21 protein-coding genes are annotated in these 25,252 nt (G+C 65.6%); 6 read left to right on the forward strand and 15 right to left on the reverse strand.

What is annotated here, in order from left to right:
• Nucleotides 1–61 precede the first annotated feature (61 nt).
• From ABGN05_RS15200 to ABGN05_RS15210, 3 genes are all read right to left on the reverse strand, one after another.
• A complete protein-coding gene (locus ABGN05_RS15200; RefSeq protein ID WP_367954877.1) occupies nucleotides 62–1,690 on the reverse strand; it encodes an acyl-CoA dehydrogenase family protein in 1,629 nt (542 codons plus the stop codon).
• Nucleotides 1,691–1,845: 155 nt separating this feature from the next.
• Complete coding sequence (locus tag ABGN05_RS15205) at nucleotides 1,846–2,292, reverse strand: BA14K family protein (protein ID WP_367954878.1); 447 nt, start codon at nucleotides 2,290–2,292, stop codon at nucleotides 1,846–1,848.
• Between the two features lie 259 nt (nucleotides 2,293–2,551).
• Nucleotides 2,552–4,534 carry a bifunctional 2',3'-cyclic-nucleotide 2'-phosphodiesterase/3'-nucleotidase gene (locus ABGN05_RS15210; RefSeq protein ID WP_367954879.1) on the reverse strand — a complete coding sequence of 661 codons (1,983 nt, stop codon included), beginning with the start codon at nucleotides 4,532–4,534 and terminating at the stop codon, nucleotides 2,552–2,554.
• A gap of 212 nt (nucleotides 4,535–4,746) precedes the next feature.
• Between ABGN05_RS15210 and ABGN05_RS15215 the strand changes: the two genes are divergently transcribed.
• Nucleotides 4,747–6,069 carry a mechanosensitive ion channel family protein gene (locus tag ABGN05_RS15215; RefSeq protein WP_367954880.1) on the forward strand — a complete coding sequence of 441 codons (1,323 nt, stop codon included), beginning with the start codon at nucleotides 4,747–4,749 and terminating at the stop codon, nucleotides 6,067–6,069.
• Between the two features lie 158 nt (nucleotides 6,070–6,227).
• On the forward strand, nucleotides 6,228–9,479 hold the full coding sequence (gene amt, locus ABGN05_RS15220) for an ammonium transporter (RefSeq protein WP_367954881.1): 3,252 nt from the start codon (nucleotides 6,228–6,230) through the stop codon (nucleotides 9,477–9,479).
• Nucleotides 9,480–9,482: 3 nt separating this feature from the next.
• Here amt and ABGN05_RS15225 read toward each other — a convergent pair whose 3' ends face one another.
• Complete coding sequence (locus ABGN05_RS15225; protein ID WP_367954882.1) at nucleotides 9,483–9,956, reverse strand: Lrp/AsnC family transcriptional regulator; 474 nt, start codon at nucleotides 9,954–9,956, stop codon at nucleotides 9,483–9,485.
• Between the two features lie 149 nt (nucleotides 9,957–10,105).
• On the opposite strand from ABGN05_RS15225, the gene ald reads away from it, so the two are divergent.
• Nucleotides 10,106–11,224 (forward strand): alanine dehydrogenase, encoded by a 1,119-nt coding sequence (gene ald / locus ABGN05_RS15230; protein ID WP_367954883.1) that lies wholly within the window; start codon nucleotides 10,106–10,108, stop codon nucleotides 11,222–11,224.
• 100 nt (nucleotides 11,225–11,324) lie between these two features.
• Here ald and ABGN05_RS15235 read toward each other — a convergent pair whose 3' ends face one another.
• The 5 genes from ABGN05_RS15235 to ABGN05_RS15255 all read right to left on the reverse strand — a co-directional run bounded on the left by ABGN05_RS15235 (nucleotide 11,325) and on the right by ABGN05_RS15255 (nucleotide 15,161).
• On the reverse strand, nucleotides 11,325–11,795 hold the full coding sequence (locus tag ABGN05_RS15235) for a DUF1203 domain-containing protein (protein WP_367954884.1): 471 nt from the start codon (nucleotides 11,793–11,795) through the stop codon (nucleotides 11,325–11,327).
• A gap of 104 nt (nucleotides 11,796–11,899) precedes the next feature.
• Nucleotides 11,900–12,382, reverse strand: coding sequence for a GNAT family N-acetyltransferase (locus tag ABGN05_RS15240; RefSeq protein ID WP_367955142.1), 483 nt, complete (start codon nucleotides 12,380–12,382; stop codon nucleotides 11,900–11,902).
• Between the two features lie 50 nt (nucleotides 12,383–12,432).
• Nucleotides 12,433–13,287 (reverse strand): 3-mercaptopyruvate sulfurtransferase, encoded by an 855-nt coding sequence (gene sseA / locus ABGN05_RS15245; protein ID WP_367954885.1) that lies wholly within the window; start codon nucleotides 13,285–13,287, stop codon nucleotides 12,433–12,435.
• A gap of 96 nt (nucleotides 13,288–13,383) precedes the next feature.
• Nucleotides 13,384–14,127, reverse strand: coding sequence for an alanyl-tRNA editing protein (locus ABGN05_RS15250; RefSeq protein WP_367954886.1), 744 nt, complete (start codon nucleotides 14,125–14,127; stop codon nucleotides 13,384–13,386).
• Complete coding sequence (locus ABGN05_RS15255) at nucleotides 14,127–15,161, reverse strand: cysteine synthase A (protein ID WP_367954887.1); 1,035 nt, start codon at nucleotides 15,159–15,161, stop codon at nucleotides 14,127–14,129. Before ABGN05_RS15255 ends, ABGN05_RS15250 begins: the two co-directional genes overlap by 1 nt.
• A gap of 266 nt (nucleotides 15,162–15,427) precedes the next feature.
• Here ABGN05_RS15255 and ABGN05_RS15260 point away from each other — a divergent pair, with 266 nt between their 5' ends.
• On the forward strand, nucleotides 15,428–16,408 hold the full coding sequence (locus ABGN05_RS15260) for an alpha/beta hydrolase (protein ID WP_367954888.1): 981 nt from the start codon (nucleotides 15,428–15,430) through the stop codon (nucleotides 16,406–16,408).
• Here the strand turns inward: ABGN05_RS15260 and ABGN05_RS15265 are convergent, their stop codons facing one another.
• Nucleotides 16,409–17,239 (reverse strand): universal stress protein, encoded by an 831-nt coding sequence (locus ABGN05_RS15265; RefSeq protein ID WP_367954889.1) that lies wholly within the window; start codon nucleotides 17,237–17,239, stop codon nucleotides 16,409–16,411.
• Between the two features lie 68 nt (nucleotides 17,240–17,307).
• Nucleotides 17,308–18,078 (reverse strand): competence/damage-inducible protein A, encoded by a 771-nt coding sequence (locus tag ABGN05_RS15270; RefSeq protein ID WP_367954890.1) that lies wholly within the window; start codon nucleotides 18,076–18,078, stop codon nucleotides 17,308–17,310.
• 204 nt (nucleotides 18,079–18,282) lie between these two features.
• On the opposite strand from ABGN05_RS15270, the gene wrbA reads away from it, so the two are divergent.
• Entirely contained in the window at nucleotides 18,283–18,882 is a 600-nt protein-coding gene (wrbA, locus tag ABGN05_RS15275) for an NAD(P)H:quinone oxidoreductase (RefSeq protein ID WP_367954891.1), read from the forward strand.
• 136 nt (nucleotides 18,883–19,018) lie between these two features.
• Entirely contained in the window at nucleotides 19,019–19,981 is a 963-nt protein-coding gene (locus tag ABGN05_RS15280; RefSeq protein ID WP_367954892.1) for an alpha/beta fold hydrolase, read from the forward strand.
• A gap of 465 nt (nucleotides 19,982–20,446) precedes the next feature.
• Here ABGN05_RS15280 and ABGN05_RS15285 read toward each other — a convergent pair whose 3' ends face one another.
• From ABGN05_RS15285 to ABGN05_RS15300, 4 genes are all read right to left on the reverse strand, one after another.
• Complete coding sequence (locus ABGN05_RS15285) at nucleotides 20,447–21,370, reverse strand: glycosyltransferase family 2 protein (protein WP_367954893.1); 924 nt, start codon at nucleotides 21,368–21,370, stop codon at nucleotides 20,447–20,449.
• A 351-nt stretch (nucleotides 21,371–21,721) separates the two neighbouring features.
• Complete coding sequence (locus tag ABGN05_RS15290) at nucleotides 21,722–22,273, reverse strand: hypothetical protein (RefSeq protein WP_367954894.1); 552 nt, start codon at nucleotides 22,271–22,273, stop codon at nucleotides 21,722–21,724.
• A 113-nt stretch (nucleotides 22,274–22,386) separates the two neighbouring features.
• The gene (locus ABGN05_RS15295; RefSeq protein WP_367954895.1) at nucleotides 22,387–23,799 is read right to left on the reverse strand and encodes an amidase; all 1,413 of its coding nucleotides are present in this window, start codon (nucleotides 23,797–23,799) and stop codon (nucleotides 22,387–22,389) included.
• A gap of 13 nt (nucleotides 23,800–23,812) precedes the next feature.
• Complete coding sequence (locus tag ABGN05_RS15300; protein WP_367954896.1) at nucleotides 23,813–25,249, reverse strand: enolase-like domain-containing protein; 1,437 nt, start codon at nucleotides 25,247–25,249, stop codon at nucleotides 23,813–23,815.
• Nucleotides 25,250–25,252: the final 3 nt, after the last annotated feature.

Raw genomic sequence — 25,252 nt, forward strand, 5'->3', positions numbered from 1 at the left:
GTACGGATCGGCCGATGCACCGGCCGGGTCCCTTCCCCGGCCCTGCGCCCGGTAAGTGGGATCAGAGCGCTTCGGGGTAGAGCGTGTCGATGATCATGCGGCTGTCGTGGCGCGAGTCGAGCATGCCGTAGGTTGTGCGCCACTGGCCGGCGAGCCGGGTCTCCATGAAGGCGTCAGCGATGCGACCCGCGCCCAGCCGTTTCAGTTCGGCCGCAGCCGCGGCGAGCGCCAGCTGCTCGGTGAGGATGCGCGCCGAGCCCTCGTCCGACTGGGCCACTTCGAGTGCCGCCCGCAGGACGCCTGACGTGCCCTTTCCGCCGGGCCCAAGGTCGCGTTCGATCGTGCCCATCACCTCGTTGAAGAGATTCGGCGCCTGAACGAGGACCCGCAGCACGTCGAGCGCCATTACGTTGCCCGAGCCTTCCCAGATCGCGTTCAGCGGCGATTCGCGGAAATGGCGCGCCAGCGGCGCTTCCTCTACATAGCCGTTGCCGCCAAGGCATTCCATCGCCTCGTAGACCACGCTCGGGCAGATCTTGCAGACCCAGTACTTGACGACGGGCGTCATGGCGCGCGCGAACGCCGCCTCCGCCCGGTCCTCGGCGGCCTGGTCGAATGCGCGTGCAAGACGGAAGGCGAGCGCCGTCGCGGCAGCGACGTCCAGCGCCATGTCGGCGAGCACGCGCTGCATGATCGGCTGGTCGACCAGGACGTTGCCGAAGACCATGCGATGGCGCGTATGGTGGACCGCCTCCGCGAGTGCCGCGCGCATGATGCCCGCCGATGCCAGCGCGCAGTCCAGGCGTGTCAGCGTCACCATGTCCATGATCGTCTTGACGCCGGCACCCGGCGCTCCGACCATCTCCGCCATGGCGCCGGCGAACTCCACCTCGGAGGAGGCGTTCGAGCGGTTCCCCAGCTTGTCCTTCAGCCGCTGGAAGCGGAAGCCGTTGTTGTCGCCGTTCGAGAGGATGCGCGGCATGAGGAAGCATGACAGTCCCTCGGGCGCCTGCGCAAGCACCAGGAACGCGTCGCACATCGGCGCGGACATGAACCATTTGTGTCCGGTGATCCGGTAGAAGCCGCTCTCCGTGCGTTCGGCACGTGTCGTGTTGGCGCGGACGTCGGTCCCGCCCTGCTTTTCTGTCATGCCCATGCCGAGCGTCAGGCCGAACTTTTCGACCGGCGGCTTCTGCGCCGGGTCGTACTTGCGCGTCGTCACCCGCGGCGCCCACTCGCGGAACAGCTTCGGCGCGGCCATCAGGGCCGCGAGCGAGGCGTTTGTCATCGTGATCGGGCACAGGTGGCCGCATTCCAGTTCAGCCGTCATGTAGAAGCGCGCCGCCCTCACCTGGTGGCGGCGGCCGGCTTCGTGTTCGCCGTTCTCCCATACCGACGAGTGCAGCCCGGTCATGACGGAACGCCGCATGAGCGCGTGATACGCGGGGTGGAACTCGACGAGGTCCGCCCGGCGGCCCTGCCGGTCGTGCGTCCGGAGCTTGGGAAGTTCGGTGTTGGCGAGCCGCGCAAGGTCCTGCGCTTCGGCTGACATCACGAAGCGGCCGACCGAATCCAGTTCCTTGCGAACTTCCGGGGAGAAGTCTTCCGACAGTTGCACAAGGAGGGGATCGCCGCGCCAGGCGTTCGAGCCCGAAAGCGGCGGCGGCTGGTTCGTTACGTCATGCGTCAACTGCGATACCCCGTCGGCCCTGATTTGCCCGTTTATAGCGCATCGCAGGACCGGTGCGCGACGAAATCCCCGTTTTCCTCATCCAATCCGGGCAACACGGGATGGAGCCCGGACATGCCGGGCCTCGCGATTTCGCCGAAAAACCGGTGCCGGCCCTACCGGTAGGGCGACCGGCAGTACCGCCGGGGGCCGTGATACGGCTGGAACGTGTCGGACCGGACATCGTAGGAGCGGTAGCGGCGCAGGCACCAGTCGGAATGGGCATCGTAGCCCCGGTAATAGTAGCGCTCGCGATAGATCGGCCGCGGCGGCTGCTGGCTTGCGATGATGCCCGAGATGATGGCGCCTGCCACCAGGCCGCCGACGATGGGCCCGAAATCATTGTGCCGGTGCCGGTAATACCGATGCCGCGGCCAGGGTCCCTGGTTCCGCCAGTGGCGGCGGTGCCCGTAGTGCCTGTAATCGATGTTCGTCGCGCCGTCGGACGTATCGGCGGCGGGAACGCTCGGCTTCGGCGGCGCGGACATGGCAGAAGCGGGCGACGTCACTCCCATGGTCACCGTGATCGCCACGGCGCAGATGGCCGACAGTATCCTGTTCATCCCTACCTCCTCGGGTTCGACAACAGGAATATCCTATCAAGCAACGGCGTGTAGAGGAAGCAGCATCGCTGAGGACGATCTTTTGCAGGAGGAAAGCTCCGGCCCGCCATCGCCAAGTGGGTCCGATTGATCATTCCCGTTCGACAACCCGAAATACGAATCGGAAAGGATGCCGTCACGAGCATCGGCCCGGTTCGAGACAATAGAACGATAAAGGGCCGCGACGTGCGGCCCCTTCCCGGTGCGGATTCGGTCGATCCTACAGCGTGATACGGTACTTCGCGAACCCGTCGGCGCCCTCGCCCGCCGGCTCGATCTTCACGCCCTTGACGTCGGCCAGATACTCCTTGGCACGCGGCCCCGTCTCGAAGACCACCGTCGTGTTCTCCATCGGGGCGAAGTGCCAGTTGGCGTCGGCCGACGGATTGATCGTGCCCTGCTCGATGATGTAGCGCACGATCACGTCGCGGTTGGTGTCGGGTGCGGCGAAGACCACCTTCTCGCTGTTGATGCCGGGGAAATTGCCGCCGCCGCCGGCACGGTAGTTGTTTGAGGCGACCACGAACTTCTGCTCCGGATCGATCGGCTTGCCGTCGAACTGGAGGTTCTTGATGCGGTTGGCGTCCGCATTGATGACCGCGCCCGTCTTGTCGTACTTCATCGGCTCCGACAGGTCGATCTCGTAGGTCACGCCGTCGATGATGTCGAAATTGTAGGACGGGAAGTCGGTGTTGAGCAGCGGAGCGTCGGTCGCGCCGGGCTCGACCTGATTGAACATTCCGGCCGACATCTCCAGCCAGTTCTTCACGTCGGCGCCGGTGATCACCACAGCCTGGACTGTGTTCGGGTAGAGGTAGAGGTCGGCCACGTTCTTGATCGCCACGTCGCCGGTCTTCACCTCCGTGAAGTACTCCGGACCGCCGCGACCGCCGGCCTTGAAAGGCGCCGCCGCCGAAAGCACCGGCAGGTCCTTGTACTCGGTCTCCTTCAGCATGTCCTTGATGTACCAGGTCTGTGCCTGGCTCACGATCTGGACCGACGGATCATCGGCCACCAGCGCGAAGAAGGAATGCAGCGGCGCCGAGGTCTGGCCGACCGACGTGCGGACGTATTCCAGCGTCGCTTCATGCTCGTCCTTGGCCGCCGCGAGGACCTCCTCCTTGCTTTCCACGAGCGGGACGATCTTGCGATCCTCGGTGCGCTCGTAGATCGGCCGCGCCTCGGTGGTGAAGTCGGCGATCCGCCAGCCGTTGCCGTCCTTTTCGAGCAGGAGGTCGATGAGGCCCATGTGCGATCCCCAGAAGCCGCCCATTACCGACGGCTTGCCCCGGAGCGTGCCCTTGACCGGATCGACGCCCTCGATCGCGTCCCACGATTTCGGACCGGGGAAGACCAGGTGCTGGTGGCCTGTCATGATGGCATCGATGCCCTCGACGCCCGCGAGGTAGAGCGATGCGTTCTCCATCCGCTCCGCCGGGCCGCTGCCGTCGATGCCGGAGTGCGAGAGCGCGATCACGATGTCGGCGCCCTCTTCCTTCATTGCCGGCACCCAGGCCTTGGCGGCCTCGACGATGTCGCGGGTCTGCGCCTTGCCTTCGAGGTGGCGGATGTCCCACACCATGATCTGCGGCGGCACGAAGCCGATGAAGCCGACCTTGACCGGGCTTTCGTTGCCCGAGCCGTCCTTCACCATCTTCTCGACGATGACGTAGGGCTTGAAGAACAGTTCGTCGTCCTTCGGGTCGGAGGCGAGTTGTCCCTTGGTGAGGTTCGCGCACACCCATGGGAAATTGGCGCCGTTCACCACGTTGAACATGAAGTCCAGGCCATAGTTGAACTCGTGGTTGCCGAGCGTGCCGACGTCGTAGCCGAGCACGTTCATCGCCTCGATCACCGGATGCTTGTCGCCTTCCTTCATGCCCCGCTTGTAGGCGATGTAGTCGCCCATCGGGTTGCCCTGCAGGACGTCGCCATTGTCCACCAGCATCGAATTGCCGGCCTCGGCGCGGATCGAATCGATGATCGACGCCGTGCGGGCGATGCCCATGGTGTCGTTCGGCTTGTCGGCATAGTAGTCGTAGGGGAAGACGTGGACGTGGATGTCGGTCGTTTCCATGATGCGCAGGTGCGCCTGGTTTGCCTGTGCGCGAGCCGCGAACGGATGCAGCACGACGAGGCCGCCGACGGCGGCCGCGCCCGAGAGGAAGGATCGCCGCGACATGCGATGGATGAGGGTGGACATGATTGCCTCCTGGAAGCGCTCTGCTTTCTGATTGTGAGCCGGCTTTGCGGGGAGAAATTGTCGCGCCGGCGGCATTCCGAGTCCAGCAGATTCAAACGACAGGTTCATGACGGTGCGGCAGGCCGATTTGTCGTGCCGTCGGGGGCGCGCTAAGTTCGTCCGGGCGGCGGCGAAGTAGGCCCGCCGCGCTTGCGGCGAAAGCGGGGCCACGAATGGATCTTGACGTCGGGGCGATCACCGAGCGGCTTGCCGCATACGTCGAGCGGTGGGCGGTTTATGCGACCGACCCGTGGCTCGCCTATCAGGTCGCGCTGATCGTGCTTCTCTTCATCGCCGCCAAGTTCTTGGGCAAGAAAATCGAAGCCCGCCTCGAAAGTCGGGCACGATCCATCCGCGGCCACCCCGGCCTGCTGCGCGTCGTCGTGGCGACCATGCGCAGGGCGGACTGGATCCTGTTCGTGGTCATGATGTTCGCGGCGATCACCATCATGCGCGCAGCGACGTGGCCGAGCCGGAGTTGGCTTCTGGCGATCGCGCTGTGGCTGGCGCTCACCTGGGTCGTCGTCGCCATCCTCTCGCGGGTCATCCGCAATCGCCTCGCTGCGCGCTCTGTGGCCTGGATGGTCTGGATCTACGCCGCCCTCGTCATCCTCGGGCTCCACGACCGCGCCGCGCTCTTCCTTGACAGTCTCGCCATGCCGGTCGGCAACGTCCGGATCTCGGTGCTCACCGTCATCAAGACCGCGGTGTTCCTGACCGCCGCGGTATGGGTCGCGACCGTCGCCGGCAACTACTTCGATGAGCGGGTGCAGAAATCGGCCGATCTGACACCATCCATCCGGGTGCTGATCGGCAAGGTCGCCAAGTTCGGACTGATCATCATCGCCGGCCTGGGCGCGCTGACCGCCGTCGGCGTCGATCTGACGGCCCTGACGGTCTTTTCCGGCGCGGTCGGCGTCGGCCTCGGCTTCGGACTCCAGAAGGTCGTGTCGAACTTCATCTCCGGCGTCATCATGCTGATGGACAAGTCGATCAAGCCGGGCGACACGATTTCGCTCGGCGAGACCTTCGGCTGGATCAGGGAATTACGCGCGCGCTTTGTCTCGGTGGTCACGCGCGACGGGCGCGAATACCTCATCCCCAACGAGGACTTCGTCACCCAGCAGGTCATCAACTGGTCCTTCAGCGACGAACTCGTCAGGCTGGATGTGGCGTTCGGCGTCTCCTACGACGCCGATCCGCACGTCGTGTCCGAACTCGCCATCAAGGCGGCGATGACCGTCGGGCGCGTCGAAGCCGCCAGGCGTCCTGTCTGCTGGCTCACCGGCTTCGGCGAATCCTCGCTCGATTTCGTCCTCCGCTTCTGGATCCACGATCCCCAGCAGGGCCTCACCAACGTTAGGGGTAAGGTGCTTCTGGCGCTCTGGGACACGTTCAAGGAGAACGGTGTGCAGATCCCCTACCCGCACCGCGAGATCATCATGAAACGGCGTGAAACCGGCAGGCCGGTCGACGGGAAAGCGCCCAACGATTGATGGCTCCACGACAATCGGGCAACGTCCGTCCGATCATTGCGCAAATGCCATTTTTCTGTGCAATTTCCGTGACATAAAGTCTTGTTTGCTGCGCTGCGGTATACCCTTGCTTAATCCGGCTCTGCTAATTTTGCAGCGGGTGGCATGGGGCACGGGCAATGACGATTGGGGCTTCCGAAGTCGCGGGCTTTCGCATGGCCGGCACCATGGTCTTCCTGCTGTCGGCGGCCTCGCCGGCCTCGGCGGCCGCGACGACGCTGGAGACACTTCAAAGAAACCTCGATCTCGTCTGGACGCTGCTGGCCGCCGGCCTCGTCCTGATGATGCAGCTCGGCTTTCTGCTCCTCGAAGCCGGGATGGTGCGCTCGAAGAATTCCATCAACGTCGCGCAGAAAAACCTGCTGGACTTCGCGGTCTCGGTCGTCGCGTTCAGCGCGGTCGGCTTCATGATCGCCTTCGCGTCCGGCAACGGATGGCCCTTCGGCATCGACGGGAGTTTCCTCTTCCTGGGATCGCTCGACAGCTGGCACGTCGGCTTCTTCGTCTTTCAGGTCATGTTCTGTGGAACGGCCGCGACGATCGTCTCGGGCGCGGTCGCGGAACGGATGCGGCTCGTCTCCTACCTGCTCTGCTCAGCCGTCGTCGCGGGCGTCATCTATCCGGTCTTCGTCCACTGGGCGTGGGGCAACTCCCTCGTCCCGAATTCGTCGGCATTTCTTGCCAACATGGGCTTCGTGGACTTTGCCGGTTCCACCGTCGTCCACGCGACCGGCGCCTGGGTGGCGCTCGCCGCATGTCTCGTCCTGGGGCCCCGGCTCGGCAGGTTCGACAGTGCCGGAAAGCCGGTGCGCATTGCCGGGCACAGCCCCGTCTTGGCGGCGGCCGGCGCGCTCGTCCTCTTCGTGGGCTGGATCGGCTTCAACGGCGGCTCCACGGTCGCGGCAACGCCGGCGATCGCCCACATCATCGCCAACACGGTGCTGGCCGGCGGCACCGGCAGCCTCGCCGGCTTTGTCGTCGGCTGGTACAAGGATGGGGTCGTGCTCCCCGAGCAGACGCTTTCGGGCATGCTCGGAGGGCTCGTCGCCGTCACCGCCGGCTGCCTGGTGCTCGATCCGTTCGGCGCGCTGGCGATCGGCATGATCGGCGGACTGGCGGCCATATGGGGCAACAGCGTCCTTGAGAACGAGCTCGGGATTGACGACGCCGTCGGCGCGATCGGCGTACACGGCTTCGCGGGAATGGCCGGCACGATCGGTCTGGCGCTGCTGGCGCCCGTCGAAAACCTGCCGCTCGCCTCCCGCTGGGACCAGCTGCAGGTCCAGGCGACGGGAGTGACGGTCAACTTCGTTTGGACCTTCGCGACCGGATACGCCTTCTTCTGGACGCTGAACCGCTTCTTCCCCATCCGCGTCACCCGCGAGGCCGAGCTGATCGGGCTGAACGAAGCCGAACACGGCACGCGCATGGGTGTCGGGCACGTCGAACGCGCGCTCCAGACGCTGGTCAGCGGCAACGCCGATCTGAACATGCGGCTCGAACTGAAGCCCGGCGACGAGTCCGAGACCCTGACGCGCCTCTTCAACGACCTCATGGAGAACATCCAGGCCGAGGAGAGCGCACGCGCGCGGGCCAAGTCGATGATGCGCGATGCCGAGGAGGCCGAGCGCCTGTCGGCGCTCGCCGCCGCGACCTTCGAGGCGATCTGGATCCTTCAGGATGGACGGATCGTCGACGGAAACGTCAAGCTCGAGGAGCTTCTCGGCGAGACCATTTCCACACTGCGCGGCCGCCCGGTCATCGAGCTGTTCGCTCCCGAACACCGCGCAGCCGTGCGGGAGGCGATGCTGAAGCCGGTTGCCGAACCCTACGAAGCCGACATCATGATGGCTGACGGCACCTGCGTCCCGATGGAGCTGCGCGGCCGCGAGATCCTCTACCGGGGCGAGCGCTCCCGAATCGGCTGCCTCGTGGACCTGCGCGAGCGAAAGCATGCGGAGGCGCGCATCCGGCACCTCGCCCTGCACGATCCGCTGACGGGTCTGCCCAACCGCGCCCTCTTCAACGAGAGGCTAGCCGCGATGGCCAGACGCGCGAGCGACGCCAATGGACAGGGCGCCGTCCTGCTGGTCGATCTCGACCGCTTCAAGGACATCAACGACATCTACGGGCACCCCGCCGGCGATCTCGTAATCAGAACGGCCGCCGACCGCATCTCGTCCCTGGCCGGCAATGACGACGTCACGGTGGCGCGCCTGGGCGGAGACGAGTTCGCCGTGTTGATGTCCGGCCTGGCATTCGGGAACCAGGCGGCAGACTTCGCCTTCCGCGTGGTCACTCAACTGGTCCAGCCGATCACGCTGGAAGACGGTCGTCCCGTCCGCGTCGGCGCTAGCGTCGGAGTGGCCCTGTGCCCCCGCGACGGCAACGACCCCGCGCTGCTCGTCTCCCGCGCCGATACGGCCCTCTATCACGCAAAGAACACCGGCCGGAACAACTACTGCCTGTTCGAGCCCGGAATGGACGCCTTCCTTGAAAAGCGCCGGTTGCTGGAAGCCGACCTCGGACTGGCGCTCGAACGGGAGGAGTTCGAACTGCATTTCCAGCCGCGCGTCAGCGTCGAGCAGAGCCGCATCATTTCCTACGAGGCGCTCATCCGCTGGCGGCATCCCGAACGCGGCCTCGTCAGCCCGGCCGACTTCATCCCGATCGCCGAACAGGGCGGCAAGATCGTCGCCATTGGGGAATGGGTGCTTCGCACCGCCTGCCTCGCAGCGCAAAACGATTTCGGCGGAGCGCGCGTCAGCGTCAACGTCAGTCCGGTCCAGTTCCGCCAGAAGAACTTCGTCGAAAGCGTCGCCGCGATCCTGGAGGAAACCGGGCTGGCGCCGGGACAGCTCGAAATCGAGATCACCGAAGGCGTGCTGATCGACGACGACAACCGCGCGGGCCTCATCCTCAAGCAGTTCAAGCAGCTCGGGATCACGATCGCCCTCGACGACTTCGGCACCGGCTATTCCTCGCTCGGCTATCTCAGCCGCTTCCCCTTCGACACGATCAAGATCGACCGCTCGTTCGTGCGAGAACTCACCTCCTCCGAAAACGCCCGCGCCATCATCAATACGATCGTGGGGCTGGGATTCGGCCTCAAGATGAAGGTTGTCGCTGAAGGGGTCGAGACGGTGGAGGAAGCCGCCATCCTCGCCATGAGCGGATGCAACGAGCTGCAGGGCTTTCTTCTGGGGCGGCCGCTGCCCGTCGGCGAGATGGCGCCGGACGCCGATCGGGAGGTCGCCGCGATCGTCGCCCAGGCGCGCGACATGCAGGCGGAAATGTCGAGGACGCTACGCACCGTCGCGCAGGACATGCGTGCACGCTCCGGCGACACCCCGCTCCGAAAGGTAAGCTGACCGTCAGGCCAGTTCCGGCATGATGCCCATCGACGTCCGATCGACGACTTCGCGCAGCGCGAAGGAGGAGTTGATCTTGATGACATGCGGCATGGCGGTGAGCCATTCCTTGTGGATCCGCTCGTAGTCCTCGAGATCCTTGGCGGCGATGCGGACCACGTAGTCGTACTCGCCCGACATCAGATGGCACGACAGAACGTTCGGGCAGCGCTTGATCGCCGCTTCGAACTCGGCGAGCGATTTTTCGAACTGGCCGGACAGGGAGATGTGGACGATCGCCGTCATCTTGTGGCCGAGCGCGCCGTTCGAAAGCCGCGCGTGATAGCCCTCGATCACGCCGCTCTTTTCCAGCTGGTCGAGCCGCCGGGAACAGGCGGACTGCGACAGGCCGATCTTTTCGGCGAGCGCGGAATTCGAGATCCGGCCGTCCTTCTGGAGCGTGTCGAGAATGGCGAAATCGATCCTGTCCAGCGCCATGGGCCACCTTTCCTGCGAAAACTGCGCCTGTTCACGCAAACTCTATCGAAAAACCGGCTGTCAGACAATGAACTTCGCAAACACATTCGAAGCGAACGGTGTTCTAATGGCTGCACTCACCACAATCGTTCCGCCCCGAGGAGGAAATCATGCGCGTCGGCTGCCCGAAGGAGATCAAGAACCACGAGTACCGGGTTGGCCTGACCCCCGGTTCTGTTCGCGAATATGTCGCGCACGGGCATGACGTGATCGTCGAGACCGGCGCGGGCGCTGGCATCGGCGCCGACGACAACGCCTATCGCGCGGCCGGTGCGTCGATCGCAAAGACGGCCGAGGAGGTCTTCGCCAAGGCCGACATGATCGTCAAGGTCAAGGAGCCGCAGCCCGGCGAATGGGTCCAGCTGCGCGAAGGCCAGCTCCTCTACACCTATCTCCACCTCGCGCCCGATCCGGAGCAGACGAAAGGCCTCGTCGCCTCGGGCGTCACGGCGGTCGCCTACGAAACCGTCACCGACGACCGCGGCGGCCTGCCGCTGCTTGCTCCGATGTCGGAAGTCGCCGGGCGCCTGTCTATCCAGGCCGGCGCCACGGCGCTGCAGAAGGCCAATGGCGGCCGCGGCGTCCTGCTGGGCGGCGTGCCCGGCGTGCTGCCGGGCAAGGTCGCTGTCATCGGCGGCGGCGTCGTCGGCCTGCACGCGGCCAAGATGGCGGTTGGCCTCGGCGCCGACGTCACCATCATCGACCGCTCGATTCCGCGCCTGCGCCAGCTCGATGACATCTTCAACGGCCGCGTCCACACCCGCTATTCCACCGTCGAGGCGCTCGAGGAAGAGTGCTTCTCGGCCGACATGGTGGTCGGCGCAGTCCTCATCCCCGGCGCCGCGGCTCCCAAGCTTGTGACGCGCGAGATGCTGTCGGGCATGAAGAAGGGCGCGGTGCTCGTCGACGTCGCCATCGACCAGGGTGGCTGCTTCGAGACCTCGCACGCCACCACCCATGCCAATCCCACCTACGAGGTCGACGGCATCATCCACTACTGCGTGGCCAATATGCCGGGCGCAGTTCCCGTCACTTCGGCCCACGCGCTCAACAATGCGACGCTCTACTACGGACTCCAGCTCGCCGACAAAGGCCTGAAGGCACTGGTCGACGATCCGCACCTGCGCAACGGGCTCAACGTGCACAAGGGCCGCATCACCAATCGCGCCGTCGCCGAAGCGCTCGGCTACGAGATGGCCGAACCGCAGATCGCCCTGAAGGCGGCCTGATCCCCCAGGAACTTTCCGCGAGAAACCTCCCCTCGCGGAAATCTCGCCCGCCGGCTGCACCACCGGCGGGCTTTTCTTTGCCTGCTCTCGGGCTGCCGGCTCAGTTTCGATCGATGCGGCACTGGTAGCAGTTATTGCGGGCCGAGCGCATATGGAGATATGCGATCTCCGGCCGCGCCAGCAGTTCGTGCGCCCGCTGGCAGATGTGGTTCGACGGAACCACCGCCCCGGTGCCATAGACGATCCGGTCGTCATGGCCGTATCCGCGCACGATATAGTCGGGCGTTGCCCTGAACAAGTCCGGCAGCACGTCCGTCTCCGCGGCGGGCTCGCACGCCTCCGCATGCAGGAAGATCGGACCGGTCTCCGCATACGGCTGCAAGGCCGGAAACGGGCGGTAGGCGAGCACGAGATACGGCTCGCCCTTGGCGACGTTGCGCAGACAGTGGCGGCAGGGAACGCCGTCGCCATCGGAGATGCGCCGCTCCGGCGGCAGCCCGTAGGCATCCGGCGCGCCGTCCTGGAGCGCGCGCACGTCGTCGGTCGGAAGCGGTCTGAAGCGGATCAACATGGGAACCTCGTCTGTTCGGGAGGCTCTCCATCTATCGGCACAGATTGCGACCGGCCACCCGAAACACGCTCCTGCGGCCCTGGCCGGAAAAGGACCTCGCTCGGCTAGTCCCAGGCCTCGATCTGCTCCTCCGACCAGGCCACGGGAACGAAACCCATCTTCTGGTAGATCTGCAGCGCGCGCGGGCTGTCGAGCGAGTTGGTCTGGATGATGACCTTGTGCGGGTCGTGCGCCCACGCTCCATAGATCGCACATGACAGGAAGAAGCGGGAGAGGCCCCTTCCCTGGAACTCCGGCACGAGCCCGAAATACTCGATCTCCGCCTGATGCGGCAGGCGCGACAGGTCCAGTTCGAAGAACCCCGCCGGACTCCCGTTGGCGTAGAGCACCTCGATCTCGGTCGTGCTCGAATGGATCACCGAGGCGAGCGCGGCATCCTTCATCGTGCGGCGCATCTGCCAGTGATGCGGCCGTCCCACCTGTTCGTAGAGGTACCGGTAGAAGTGCAGCGGCATCTCCACGGAGCGCATGACGGCGAGCAGGTGGCCGATCGGCGCAGGCACCCGGCGGGAGGGCTTCTGCGTCATTTCCAGATGCGTGATGCGCGCGGTCAGAATGCGCGGTTGCCCGGACACGGTCATGCCTTCCCCGTCGCGACCGGCGTGTCGCCGCGGCTGCCCCATTCGGTCCAGGAACCGTCGTAGAGCCGGTTGTCCTCGTGCCCTAGCGCCTGCAGCGCCAGAACCAGCGTTGCGGCGGTCACCCCGGAGCCGCAGGAGGTAACGACGGGACGCGACAGGTCCACCCCGGCCTGCTCGAAGGCTGCCCGGAGCTCTTCGGCCGGCAGTAGGGCGCCGTCGCGCGAGAGCGTCAGCGCCGGCACGTTTCTGGCTCCGGGCATGTGACCGGATCGCACGCCGGCCCTCGGCTCGGGATCGGTGCCCTCGAATCGTCCCGCCGGGCGGGCATCCACGACCTGGGCCGTACCTCCTTCGACGACGGATCGCATCTCCGCGAGCGAGGCCACCTTCCGCTTGTCGAAATCCACTTCGAACAGGCACGACGCGATCTTCGTCGGGCGGGAGGTCACCAGCCGACCCTCGGCCTTCCAGCGGTCGAACCCGCCCTCCAGGATGAAGACCTTCTTCGCCCCCATGACCTTGAACATCCACCATACCCGCGGCGACGAGAACAGGCCGGGGCCGTCGTAGACGACGATCGTGTCGTCCTGCGAAATCCCCATCGAACCGGCGAAGGTGGCGAAAATCTCGGGCGACGGCAGCGTATGCGGAAGTTTTGATTCCGGCTGCACCACGACATCCTGGTCGAAGAACACGGCGCGCGGGATGTGGCCCGCCTCGTATTCCGCCCTCGCGTCGCGCCCCTGTGCCGGCAGGTACCAGGACCCATCCACCACCGACAGGCCGGGGTCGTTCAGGTGCTCGGCGAGCCATTCGGTCGTGACGAAGAAGTCGGTTCTATCGGAGGCCATCTGTTTCTCCCGGTCGCTTGCCCGCATATCGAGGTTTCGCAACCAGAAGATCAAGGGTCTGCCGGCCATTAATCCCGCCGCCGGCCGACGGGCAGGTTAGTTTGCCGGCATCGCCCCGAACCTGATCCTGAATCTGCGGTTCTCGCGGCCCTTCTTCTCGATCTTGCCGATGTGGATCTCGCCGACCTCCTGGGTTTCGGAGACGTGGGTGCCGCCGCAGGGCTGGCTGTCGATGACGGCATTCTCGCCGATGCACACGAGCCTGATCCGCCCGGCGCCCACCGGCGGGCGAACGTTCTTCGACTTCACCAGGCCCGGATTGGCGTTCAGCTCCTCCTCGGTGATCCAGCGCGTGAACACCGGATGGTTGGCGTTGACCAGCTTCATCAGCTCTTCCGTCACACCTTCCTTTGTCACCCCGGCATCGGGCAGGTCGAGATCGACGCGCGAATCGTCCTCGCCTACCGCCGCACCGGTGATCGGGAACGGGCAAACGACGCTCAGCAGGTGGCAGGCGGTGTGCATGCGCATGAGCCTGTACCGGCGCGCCCAGTCGATGTGGAGGACGAGCGTCTCGCCGACCGCCGGCAGGGCCTGGCCGGGTGCCGGTACATGGATGATCTCGTTCTTCGTCTCGCCGGTGATCGTGCCGGCGATCGCGATGCGCGATCCGTCCGGCCTCTCGAAGAAGCCGGTATCGCCCGGCTGTCCGCCCGAGGTGGCGTAGAAGTTCGTGCGGTCGAGAAGGATGCCGCCGCGGTCGTTGAGGCCAACGACCTCTCCTTCCGCGGTGGAGAGATAGGCGTCCTCCCGGAACAGTGTCTCCGTCGGAGCCGCCATCAGGCCACCGCCTCGAAGGGAACGGCGATATCCGGCGTCCGCTCCATCCAGTCGGGAACCGGCAGGTTCTTGCCCCGAAGGAATTTGGGATTGAAGAGCTTCGACTGGTAGCGCGTGCCGTAGTCGCACAGCACCGTCACGATCGTATGCCCGGGGCCGAGCTCCCGCGCGAGCCGGATCGCGCCGGCGATGTTGATCCCCGAGGACCCCCCGAGGCAGAGCCCCTCTTCCTGCACGAGGTGGAAGATGATCGGTAGGGCTTCCTCGTCGGGTATCTGGTAGGAGAAATCCGGATCGAATCCTTCCAGGTTGGCAGTGATGCGGCCCTGGCCGATGCCCTCGGTGATCGAACTGCCCTCCGACTTCAGCACCCCTTCGGTATAGAAGGAATGGAGAGCGGCGCCGAGAGGGTCGGCGAGCGCGATCTTCACCGCGTTGCTCTTCGCCTTCAGTCCCTCCGCGATCCCCGCCAGCGTCCCGCCGGTGCCGACCGCACACACGAAACCGTCCACCTTTCCGTCGGTATCACGCCAGATCTCCTGTGCCGTCGTCTCGACATGACCTTTCCGGTTCGCAATGTTGTCGAACTGGTTCGCCCAGATCGCGCCGCTCTCGCTGGTCTTGGCCAGCTGTTCGGCCAGGCGGCCCGATACCTTCACGTAATTGTTCGGGTTCTTGTAGGGCACCGCCGGCACCTCGATCAGTTCGGCTCCCAGAAGGCGCAGCGCGTCCTTCTTCTCCTGGCTCTGGGTGTCGGGAATGACGATCACGGTGCGGTACCCGAGCGCCTTGCCCACCACGGTGAGGCCGATTCCGGTGTTGCCGGCCGTTCCTTCCACGATCAGTCCGCCCGGCCTCAGAAGCCCCTTTTTCTCGGCGTCGCGAATGATGAAGAGCGCCGCCCTGTCCTTCACCGACTGGCCGGGGTTCATAAACTCGGCCTTGCCGAGGATTTCGCAGCCCGTCTCCTCCGATGCCCGCCTCAGCCGAATCAGCGGAGTATTGCCGATAGCGTCGATCACCGAGCGGTACATGAAATTTCCTTCCTGTCCTTGGCGGGCTCTGCGGCCTGCTTGAAGCTGTTCGAGGCGGAGCACCTTGGTCTAAGGAGCCGCGGTGCGCCTTTCAAGAAGCGATTTTCCGCGATTTGGCATACGGCGGCATGATCGTTTCGGGGAACGCCGCCGACGGCGAAAAAACCCGGGCATACCCGCTGGGCAGGCGGCCGCTTCCGTGGCACATCCGCGGAGGAACTGCTGGCATACGGACGCCCCGCGCGGCCGCATCGCTACGAGGGCTTATGAGACGGGTGGGTGTCGTTCTGATCGTCGTCCTTGTTATCGCCGCCATCGCGGCGATCGTCTGGTTCGCGGGGCCGCGGGTGTCGCGCGACACGACCGTGACCTTCGATCCGGCGGCGATCGGGAACGACGTCGATGCCTGGCTCGCAGCGCGCGAGGCTGCCGTTCCGGGCATCCGCGACGCTCACGCGAAGGAGGTCGTCTGGGCCTTCCCCGCCTCGCGCGCCAGGACGCCGCTCGCGATCGTCTATGTCCATGGTTTCTCCGCCTCCAAACACGAGATCCGCCCGGTGCCGGACGATGTCGCGAAAGCGCTCGGCGCCAACCTCTTCTACACGCGCCTGACCGGCCACGGGCGCGACGGTCCCGCTATGGCGGAAGCGTCCGTCAACGCCTGGGTCAACGACTTCGCCGAAGCGCTCGCGGTCGGCCATGCGATCGGCGAGAAGGTCGTCGTCATCGCCGTTTCGACCGGCGGGTCCATCGCCGCCTGGGCCGCGACCCGGCCGGAGTTCCGCGACCGGATGGCCGGCCTGGTGCTCGTCTCGCCCAATTTCGGCGTGCGCGCGTCCGGCGCGGGATTGCTCGCCGGCCCATGGGGGCTGCAGATCGCGAGACTGGTCGCGGGCAGCGAGCGTGGTTTCGAGCCCGCCAACGATGCGCAGCGGCGCTATTGGACGACGCGCTATCCGATCGAGGCCACCCTTCCCATGGCCGCGGTGGTCGATATGGCCGCCACCGCGCCGGTCGAGACGATCGACGTGCCGGCGCTCTTCATCATTTCGGACGAGGACCAGGTGGTCCGGCCCGACATCACGCGCACGATCGCGGATCGCTGGGGTGCGCCGCACGAAATTCTGGCGGTGCAGGCAAGCGGCGACCCGTCAAACCACGTCATCGCCGGCGACGCGCTGTCGCCCTCCAACAACGGGTTGGTTTCGCAGGCGATCACGGACTGGGTCCGATCGCTCCAGGATTGATCAGCGCGACATCAACGTCAGGCAGGGCGGCTTGTCGATGATCGAGCGGGTCGTACCGCCGAAGAACATCTCCTTGAGCCGCGAGTGGCTGAACGCCCCCAGCACGAGCAGATCCGCCTTCCTGTCCTCGACCACGCGCGACATCGTCTCCGCGACGGATGCCCTGCCGGAGCTTGCACGCTCGACCGTCACCTTCGCGCCGTGGCGCGCGAGCGCCGCGGCGATTTCGTGGCCGGGACGTCCACCGGGATCGCCGGACTGCGTGGCCGGATTAATGGTGAGAACGATCGTCTCTTCGGCCACCATAATAAAGGGAAGCGCGTCGAACGCCGCGCGCGCGGCCTCGCGCGATCCGTTCCAGGCCAGCACGACCCGCTTTGCCCGCACGTTGGCCGGCCTGTCGCGCGGCACGATCAGCACCGGGCGTCCCCCGCTCTGGATCAGCGTGTCGATGTCCGGCGCGCCGCCGTCGCCCTGGGCGTTGCTGGCCACCACGATGTCGCCGCAACGCGCGCTTTCGAGCGCCGAGAGCGCGCTGTCGCCGGAAAAGGTCCGCAGCGAACGCCATTCGGCCGAGACGTCCTCGCGCCGCATCCGCTCCTCGAAAAAGCGCCCCAGCTTCTCTTCACGGTCCCGGCTCAGGTCATCGCCGGCACCGATGACCGTCGCGTCCGGGAAACCCATCGGCGATGCGATCGGCATCGGCAGCGGTTCGGCATGCACGCCGACCAGGTGGCCCTTCGAATCTTCCGTCAGGGCGACAGCCACGTCGAGCACCGCGGTGGCACCCGTCTCGTCCTGCAGCACCGCAACGATCGTCTTGTAACCCATGGCTCTCACTCCTCGCCCCACCGCTGAGAATACCATAGCGCAATTCGTGCGCCGACAGAATTGAGGCCTCAGCGGGAGACGCGCGGCGCGCCGCTGCCGGCGGAGGTCGCGGCCAGGCCGGCGACCATCCGTTCGACCGCCTCGCGCGCCGGCTTGAGGATTTCCTCCGACCGGGCCCTCACCACGAGTTCGGTCCAGAACGTTCCGTCCTGATATTTCGGATAGGAGCCGATGATGGTCTGCGGATGCTGCTTCTGGATTGCGCCGAGAGCATCGCCGATCACGCCTTCGCCATACGGGCAATGGACGGTGGCGGAGATCAGCTTCGTGCCCGTCTTCAGCGTCGGGATGACGTTGTCGAGCATCGCCTGGAAGATGGCCGGCACGCCAGCCATGACGTGGACGTTGCCGATCCGGAAACCCGGCGCCAGCGACACCGGATTGTCGATGTGCTCGGCGCCGCGCGGCATGCGCGCCATGCGCTTGCGCGCCTCGGTAAACTCCATCTCGCGCTTGGCGTAGTTCTCCTCCAGCATTTTGTAGGCGCGATCGTCGTACTCGCACGGCACCCCGAAGGCCTTCGATACCGAATCCGCGGTAATGTCGTCATGCGTCGGCCCGATGCCGCCGGTGGTGAAGAGATAGGTGTAGCGCGCGCGCAGCGCGTTCACCGCGGCGACAATCTCGTCTTCCTCGTCGGGTACGATGCGGACTTCCTTCAGATCGATGCCGATCGCGCTCATCATGTCGGCGAGGTGGCCGATGTTCCTGTCCTTCGTCCGCCCGGACAGGATCTCGTCGCCGATGACGATCATGGCGGCGGTGACGATGTCGGTCATGACGGCTCCTCTAGGCGAACGAACCGACATACAGCCGGGGCCCGCAGACGGCAATGGCGCGCGATCTGTGAACGAACTGTGCGCCCGTTCGCACGTTCCGGTAAACGGGTAGGTGGCCTAGATATCGAGTGTCAGGCACTTCCGGCCGTTCCGGTCCGCCGGCCGCATCATTCAACACGAGAACACTGTCGAAGGAGAATTCTCATGGCGAAGGTACTCGTCCTCTATTATTCGAGCTGGGGACATATGGAAGCGATGGCGAAGTCGGCCGCGGACGGCGCCCGGGAAGCCGGCGCGGACGTTACCATCAAGCGCGTTCCCGAACTCGTGCCCCTCGAGGTAGCCAAGGCCGCCTACTACAAGCTCGACCAGGAGGCCCCGATTGCCGATCCCCTGGAGCTTGAGAACTACGATGCCATTATCTTCGGCATCTCGACGCGCTACGGCGCCATGTCCGCCCAGATGAAGAATTTCTTCGACCAGACCGGGCCGCTCTGGGCCAAGGGTGCGCTGGTCAATAAGGTCGCCTCGGTCATGTCCTCGACGGCTACGCAGCATGGCGGCGCGGAATTCGCGATCATCTCCGCGCAGGTCTCGCTGCAGCACCACGGCATGATCATCGTTCCGCTGTCCTACGCCTACCAGGGCCAGTCCGGAAACGACGTCGTGCGCGGCGGCTCGCCCTACGGCATGACGACGACCTCCAACACCGACGGTTCGCGCATGCCCTCCGAGCAGGAGCTCGAAGGCGCGAAGTTCCAGGGCAAGCGGGTGGCCGAGATCACCGCCAAGCTGCACGGCTGACGCGCTTTCGCACGCGACTTCCGAGAGGCGGCCCCGGCTGCCTCTCTTTCTGCGTGCGCGCGCGCGGCCATTGACGCTGCGGCCAACCGCGTTCAAATCGTCGGCACGATCCGCCGAACGAGCCCGGAGGCCACCCGTGACAACTGCCGTCATCGCCCTGATCGCCCTCCTTTTGGTCGCGGCGGCGGGTTTCACCGCCTATCTTTCCTGGACCACGCATCGCATCGCCTCGCGCTCCGAGGCCCAGATCCCGATGGCCGGAAAGACCGTTTCGATCGGCGGCGACCGCATCCACTACGTCGACCAGGGCAAGGGCCGGCCGATCCTGTTTGTGCACGGGCTCGGCGGACAGTTGCATCACTTCCGGCATCCGCTCTTTTCCGTCATGGGCGAAGGCTACCGGCTCGTCGCAATCGACCGGGCCGGTTCGGGATATTCCACCCGTGTCTCCAGCGGCGCGCGCATCCCCGAACAGGCCGACCTCATCGCGAAATTCATCGACGCGCTCGGTCTGGAAAAACCGCTCCTCGTCGGCCACTCGCTCGGCGGCGCGATCGCGCTCCGGGTGGCGCTCGACCATCCGGACAGGATCTCCGGGCTGGCGCTGATTTCTCCCCTCACCCACTTCATCCCGACGCCGCCGAAGGAATTCGGCGGCCTCTATATCCGCTCTCCGCTGATGCGGCGCGTCGTCGCCAACACGCTGGCTGTGCCCGCCTCGCTGAAGAACGCGCAGCAGACGCTCGATTTCGTTTTCGGGCCCCAGCCGGTGCCGGCCGAATATGCGATCGCCGGCGGCGGCTATCTCGGCCTGCGCCCGAGCCATTTCCATGCCACCTCCTCAGACCTCGTGGCGGTGGAGCAGGACCTGCCGCAACAGGTCGGCCGCTATGGAGAGATCCGCATGCCCGTCGGCATCCTGTTCGGCAGCCGCGACCGCGTCCTGCACCACACCCATCACGGCCTGGCCATGCAAGGCAAGATCGAGGGTATCGACATCGAGATCCTCGACGGCATCGGCCACATGCCGCAATTCGTCGAGGCCGAGAAGGTCGCCAGCTTCATCCGCCGTATCGCGGACCGCGCCTTCGCCGCCTAACTGGTCGGGGAACTGCCCTCCGGCGCGACACGTTCCGCGCGCATTTCCCCTTGGCTATCCATTCCCGACCCATTAAGCCTCTTGGCGGACGCGGGCGTGGCGGAATGGTAGACGCAACGGACTTACGCCGAGGTTGAGTGCTCGCCGGGAAACCGGCGATGCAGAACTGCTCAAAGTCGGGGAAACCTGTCGGATGGCAATCCCGAGCCAAGCCCGAGATCGCTCGGGAAGGTGTAGAGACTAGACGGGCAGCACCTAACCCCCGCCCCGGCGGGGCACGGTGAAGGGATAGTCCAGACCACAAACGCCTTCAGGGGCGGCGGCGAAAGCCGTAGCTGGTAAGAAAATCCGTAGGGGGCAACCCCGTGCCGGTTCGAGTCCGGCCGCCCGCACCACCATCCCTGTATCGCGCGAGTTCGCTTCGCTCAAACGCTCCGACGAGAGGGCTGACCGGCCAAACCTACGTCAGAGCTTCCCCATCGCGCATGCCAGGTAGAGCATCGTCTGCTCGACGGTCCGCTGCCGGTGCGCGCCCGAACGGCGAAGCGCGGCCAGCCGGTTGCCGATGGATCCTTCGCGGCTCTGCTTGAAATCCGCAAGGACCTGGCGGGCGTCGTCGGTCAGCATGTCGGCGATCTGCTCGAGCGCCTTGATGTTGATCGTGTTCCAATCCCGGAACCGCCCCGCCGCGATGCGCCGGACCCGATCGTAGCGCGCCCGCCACGTGCTGTTGTCGCCGACCAGGTTCGCGCCATGCTGACGATAGCCCAGGCCGGGCGTGGGCGAATAGTGAACCGTGCCGCCGATCCCGGTGACGACCTGGTAGCACCACCAGTCGTGGCTGACGAAGGCGGCCCGACGGGATGCCGCCTGCACGGCCGTGAAGGCGGCGCGGTTCATGACCATGGTGTTGCCGCCCGCGATGCTCTGGACGATGGCATTGCGGAAGCATGGTTCGCGCCGGAAGAGCGGGGAATAGCCGATCGTCTCGCCGGATTCGTCGATGAGCCGCGTGCGGGTGCAGAACAGCGACGGCCGTCCGGCATCCTGGGACGACAGCCATGAGAGAGCGGCGGCGAGTTTGCCTTCCTCCCAGATGTCGTCCTGGTCGCAGAAGGCGAAGTAGTCCGCGTTGCTTGCGGTCGAAACGATGAGACTGCGAAAGTTCTCGGCGAATCCGGTGCGCGGACCATCCTGCACATGGACCTTGCCGCGTTCCCAGGATTTTCCGAGCCGCTCCAGAATCCTCGGCGTCCGGTCCGCCGACCCGTCGTCGGAGATCCACAGTTCAAGTTCCGCCGCTTCCTGAGATGCGATCGTTTCGAGTTGCTGCACGAGAAACCGGTCGCCGTTCCGTGTTGCCATCAGGATGGCGACATGATGGCCCATGGCGATCTCGCTCTCGACCCTGCACTCAAAATCCCGGCCCAAGGAATGCATTGAAAGTCAGACTCTGGTTACGCAAAGACCGCCGGAACATGGCTCCTCACGGTATCGGTTGAATGTCGACCGATCAGGGCTCCTGTGAACTCCACTATACTCGGTCGCGTCAAGCACGGGTTTGAATCGGCGGGTGTTTTTCTTCAAGCGAATCAATCTCGATCATTGCAGGCCGGACATGACATCGGCATCCGCCCTGGTGCCGATGCGGCGAACCAGGTCGAAAATTCCGGGACGAATATGTTGCGCGGACAAGCCCCACGATCCCCTGCCCGACCTGCCGCGACATCGCAGACTTTCTCAGTCCAGATCGATCACGATCGCATGGAGGTCGAATGTCTGTCCCGTTCCCTCGGGATCGGGAAGTATGCCGATGTAGTCGCCATCATAGCTCTCCGCCGGCGGTACATCGTAGGTGAAGGACGGACCCGTTACCTCGTTTCCCACCGGCAGGCCGCGCCATCTGCTGTTGCCGACGCCGTTCGTGGAATACGAGACCTTTATCTCTTTACCGTCCTCCGACGAGCCGAACACGGTGACCGTCACGGACTTGCCGGAAGCCTGCTTCTCGAACTCCTCCGGAATCAGGAAGGACACGCCGTCGGTCTTGCGTCCAGGTCTCGGTTTCTCGACCGAACCGGCAAGGCGAAGCGCATCGCCGACCTCGCTCACGGTGAAACCTTCCGGAACGTTCATCGTGCCGTCCGGAACATTCGCGGCGTTGATGACGAAATCGCCTTCGAAAGTGGAGGGTGCGGAAGGCGCGGCCTCCTCGGACTCCTGACTGCACCCCGTGACGACCATAAGCGTCAACGCCAATGGGGCCAGGATGCGGGCGGCCTTGATCGTCACGGATAATCTCCTTCGGCTCGGCGGACGTGGTTCATTTCTCGTGAATGGATGCTGGCCTATACGCTGGCTGCGCGTCGTGCAACGATCCACCGAACCCTACGCGCTTCCGGAGGCTAGCGCGGATGCATGTGCCGCCAGGGCCGAGCTCGCTCGATCTGGCCCGCCAGGGCGAAAAGCAGGCCTTCCTCGCCGGTCCGGGCCGCGAAATGGACGCCCAGCGGCAATCCGTCGCGTGATAGCGAGAACGGCAGCGACATTGCTGGCTGGCCGGTCACGTTTGATATCCAGGTGAAAGGAATGAAGCCCATCAAGCGCTGCATCCACACGTCGACGTCTGTGATGTCGGAATCGTAGAAGCCGACCCGTGGTGGCGGTGTCGCCAGCGTCGGCGTCAGCCACACGTCGTACTTCTCGAAGAACCCCGCGATGCGGCGGCTCTCGCGATGGATCGCCTGCAGCGAGCGGATGTAGTCCGGTGCCGACATCGCCAGACCCCGTTCCGCGACCGCCCGCGTCAGCGGCTCGATCATGCCTTCCTGCGGGAGGACTCCGCCGGTCGCCCGTCCGACATTGACCATCGTATTGGCCTGGAAGACGGCGGCGAAGCCGGCTTCTGTTGCGGCAACGTCGAACTCGGGGGAAGCTTCCTCGACATGGTGGCCGAGGCTCTCGCAGAGCCGCGCCGCCTCGCGAACCGCCTCGACGCACTGGGGGTCGATGGCCGCGCCATTCGGCGCTGCTGGCGAGAATGCCACCCGCAGACGCGGCGGATCTTCCGACGCCTCCTGAAGATATGGCCGCGCTGGCGGCGCCGGAGCGTAGGGATCGCCCGGCAGCGGACCGGCGGTTGCGTCGAGGAGGGCTGCGCTGTCGCGCACCGACCAGGTCACGGCGTGCTGGCTCGCGAGTCCGGCCATCCCCTCGCCGGACTCCGGTCCGGCCGTTATCCTGGCGCGCGTCGGCTTGAGGCCGAAAAGCCCGCAGCAGGAGGCGGGGATGCGAATAGATCCGCCCCCGTCGGTCGCGTGCGCCATGGGGAGGATGCCGGCCGCCACCGCGGCGGCCGATCCGCCGCTCGATCCGCCCGGCGAATGGTCGAGGTTCCAGGGATTTCGCGTCGGGCCGAACAGATGGGGCTCGGTGACCGGCTGCAGCCCGAACTCCGACGAGTTGGTCTTGCCGGCGATGACGAGACCGGCCGCGCGGCATCGGCGCACGAGTTCGCTCTCGGTGGTGGGACGATTGTGTTCGTAGAGCCGCGAGGCAAGCGTCGTGGCGGCGCCGCGCACCGAAACCACCAGTTCCTTGAATAGATACGGAACCCCGCGGAAAGGACCGTCCGGCAGCCCCTTCTCGATCGCCGCCCGCGCCTGGTCGTAGAGCGTCGCCACGACGGCGTTCAGCTGCGGATTGCGGGCCTCGATTCGCCGGATCGTGGCGTCGAGCACTTCCGCTTCCGTCGCATCGCCCGCGCGGATCATCTGCGCGACGCCGAGCGCGTCCATCGTCTCCAGTTCGTCGGACATGCAGCCCCTCCCCTTACCCGCCGTTCGCCCGGCCCCAGGCGGACCGCGGCATTTCTTCCGCGCGTTCGAAATCGGGATCGATGCCCGTTCCGAAACCGGCAACGTCGAGCGAGCCGATGGAGAACGCCCCGTCGCTCACACGAGCCCGAATGCACCCGTCCTGCCGGTGGTAGAGATCGGGATGGGCATCGAGGAACCGTTCGGCCTCCGCGTCACGCCCTTCGCCGAAGCCGTCGATGAAATGGTGCGCGTTGCGCTCCACATGCGTGAGGCCGAGAAGGTTGACCAGCGCCAGGTCCTGCTGGAGCGCGACGCCCGGCTCGCAGGTCAGGTCCTCCGCCGACATGAAGAAGTGGCGTTCGCCCCTGGCGTTCCACATGCGGCATCGGGCATGGTTGAGGACCGATTTCCAGATGCCCTTGCAGGCCTTCGACGAGACGCCGGAATAGCCGAGCCGGCGGGCCTCGACGAAGGCAGAAAGCTCTCCGTCGGACTCGTCGATGATGACGGGGATGCGCCGCGCCAGCGGCTCCACCGATGTCGACAAGGCCCGGGCGCGCGCAATCGGCTGCTCGACATAAAGGGTCGATGAGACCAGCCGCGAAAGTGCGGGTGTTTCGGCGACCCGTGCCCAGAATGCTGCGATCGCTTCGGCATCCGCATACTGCTCGTTGCCGTCGAGCGTCACGGCGTAAGGCTCCGCAATCCCGTCGAGCACGCTCGCGATACGCGTCAGTCGGTCGATGTCGGCGTCCGCGTCGCCGCCGATCTTCAGCTTGAAATGCCGGTTCCCATAGAAGCCGACAACTTCCTCCAGGGTCTCGGGCAGGCCGTCATTGACCCGCGCCTCCCGGGCAAGATCGCTCGCCAGGATCGGATCGACAAGCCCGACCGTGTGGCGAACGGCAATGCTTGCAGCCGGGACGACGCTGGCGAATAGCCCGGAGAGGTCGCCTTCGCCGAGCTCCGGCGCCACGTCGGCGGCGCGAAGGCCGACGGCGTTTGATCGCAGCGCCTTGTAGAACGGGATCCCGAGCGCCCTGCAGAACCCATCGAGCAGCGCTCGGTCGACGAGGGACTGTCCGTAGCTCGCGATCAGCGGATTGAGGTTTTCCGCCGCGCAGGCCGCGATCTGCGGCCCGTATCCGGAGGCGAAGTGGCCGAACGGCGTGTCGGCCCCGGCCGAAAGCCGGGCGTCCGAGGCAAGCTCCAGCGCGCGGCGAAGCTGGTGGTGGTTGTCCTCGTCGGTCAGCGCAAGGTTCTTGTCGAACCATTTGGCGCCGAGCGCCTCCGCCGACCAGCCGACGGCCTCGCGGCCGTCTTCCAGCGCCACCCGCGCCCGCACGATCGCCTGGCGGCCGTGCGTGGCCGTGGTCACGCCGAAGCGGAACGGCATTCTGAGACGGTAGGGCCGCTCACGACGTTCGATTTCGAGAAGGCGAACTTTCATCGT

This window comes from Aquibium pacificum, from assembly GCF_040839445.1.
GTDB lineage: Bacteria > Pseudomonadota > Alphaproteobacteria > Rhizobiales > Rhizobiaceae > Aquibium > Aquibium pacificus.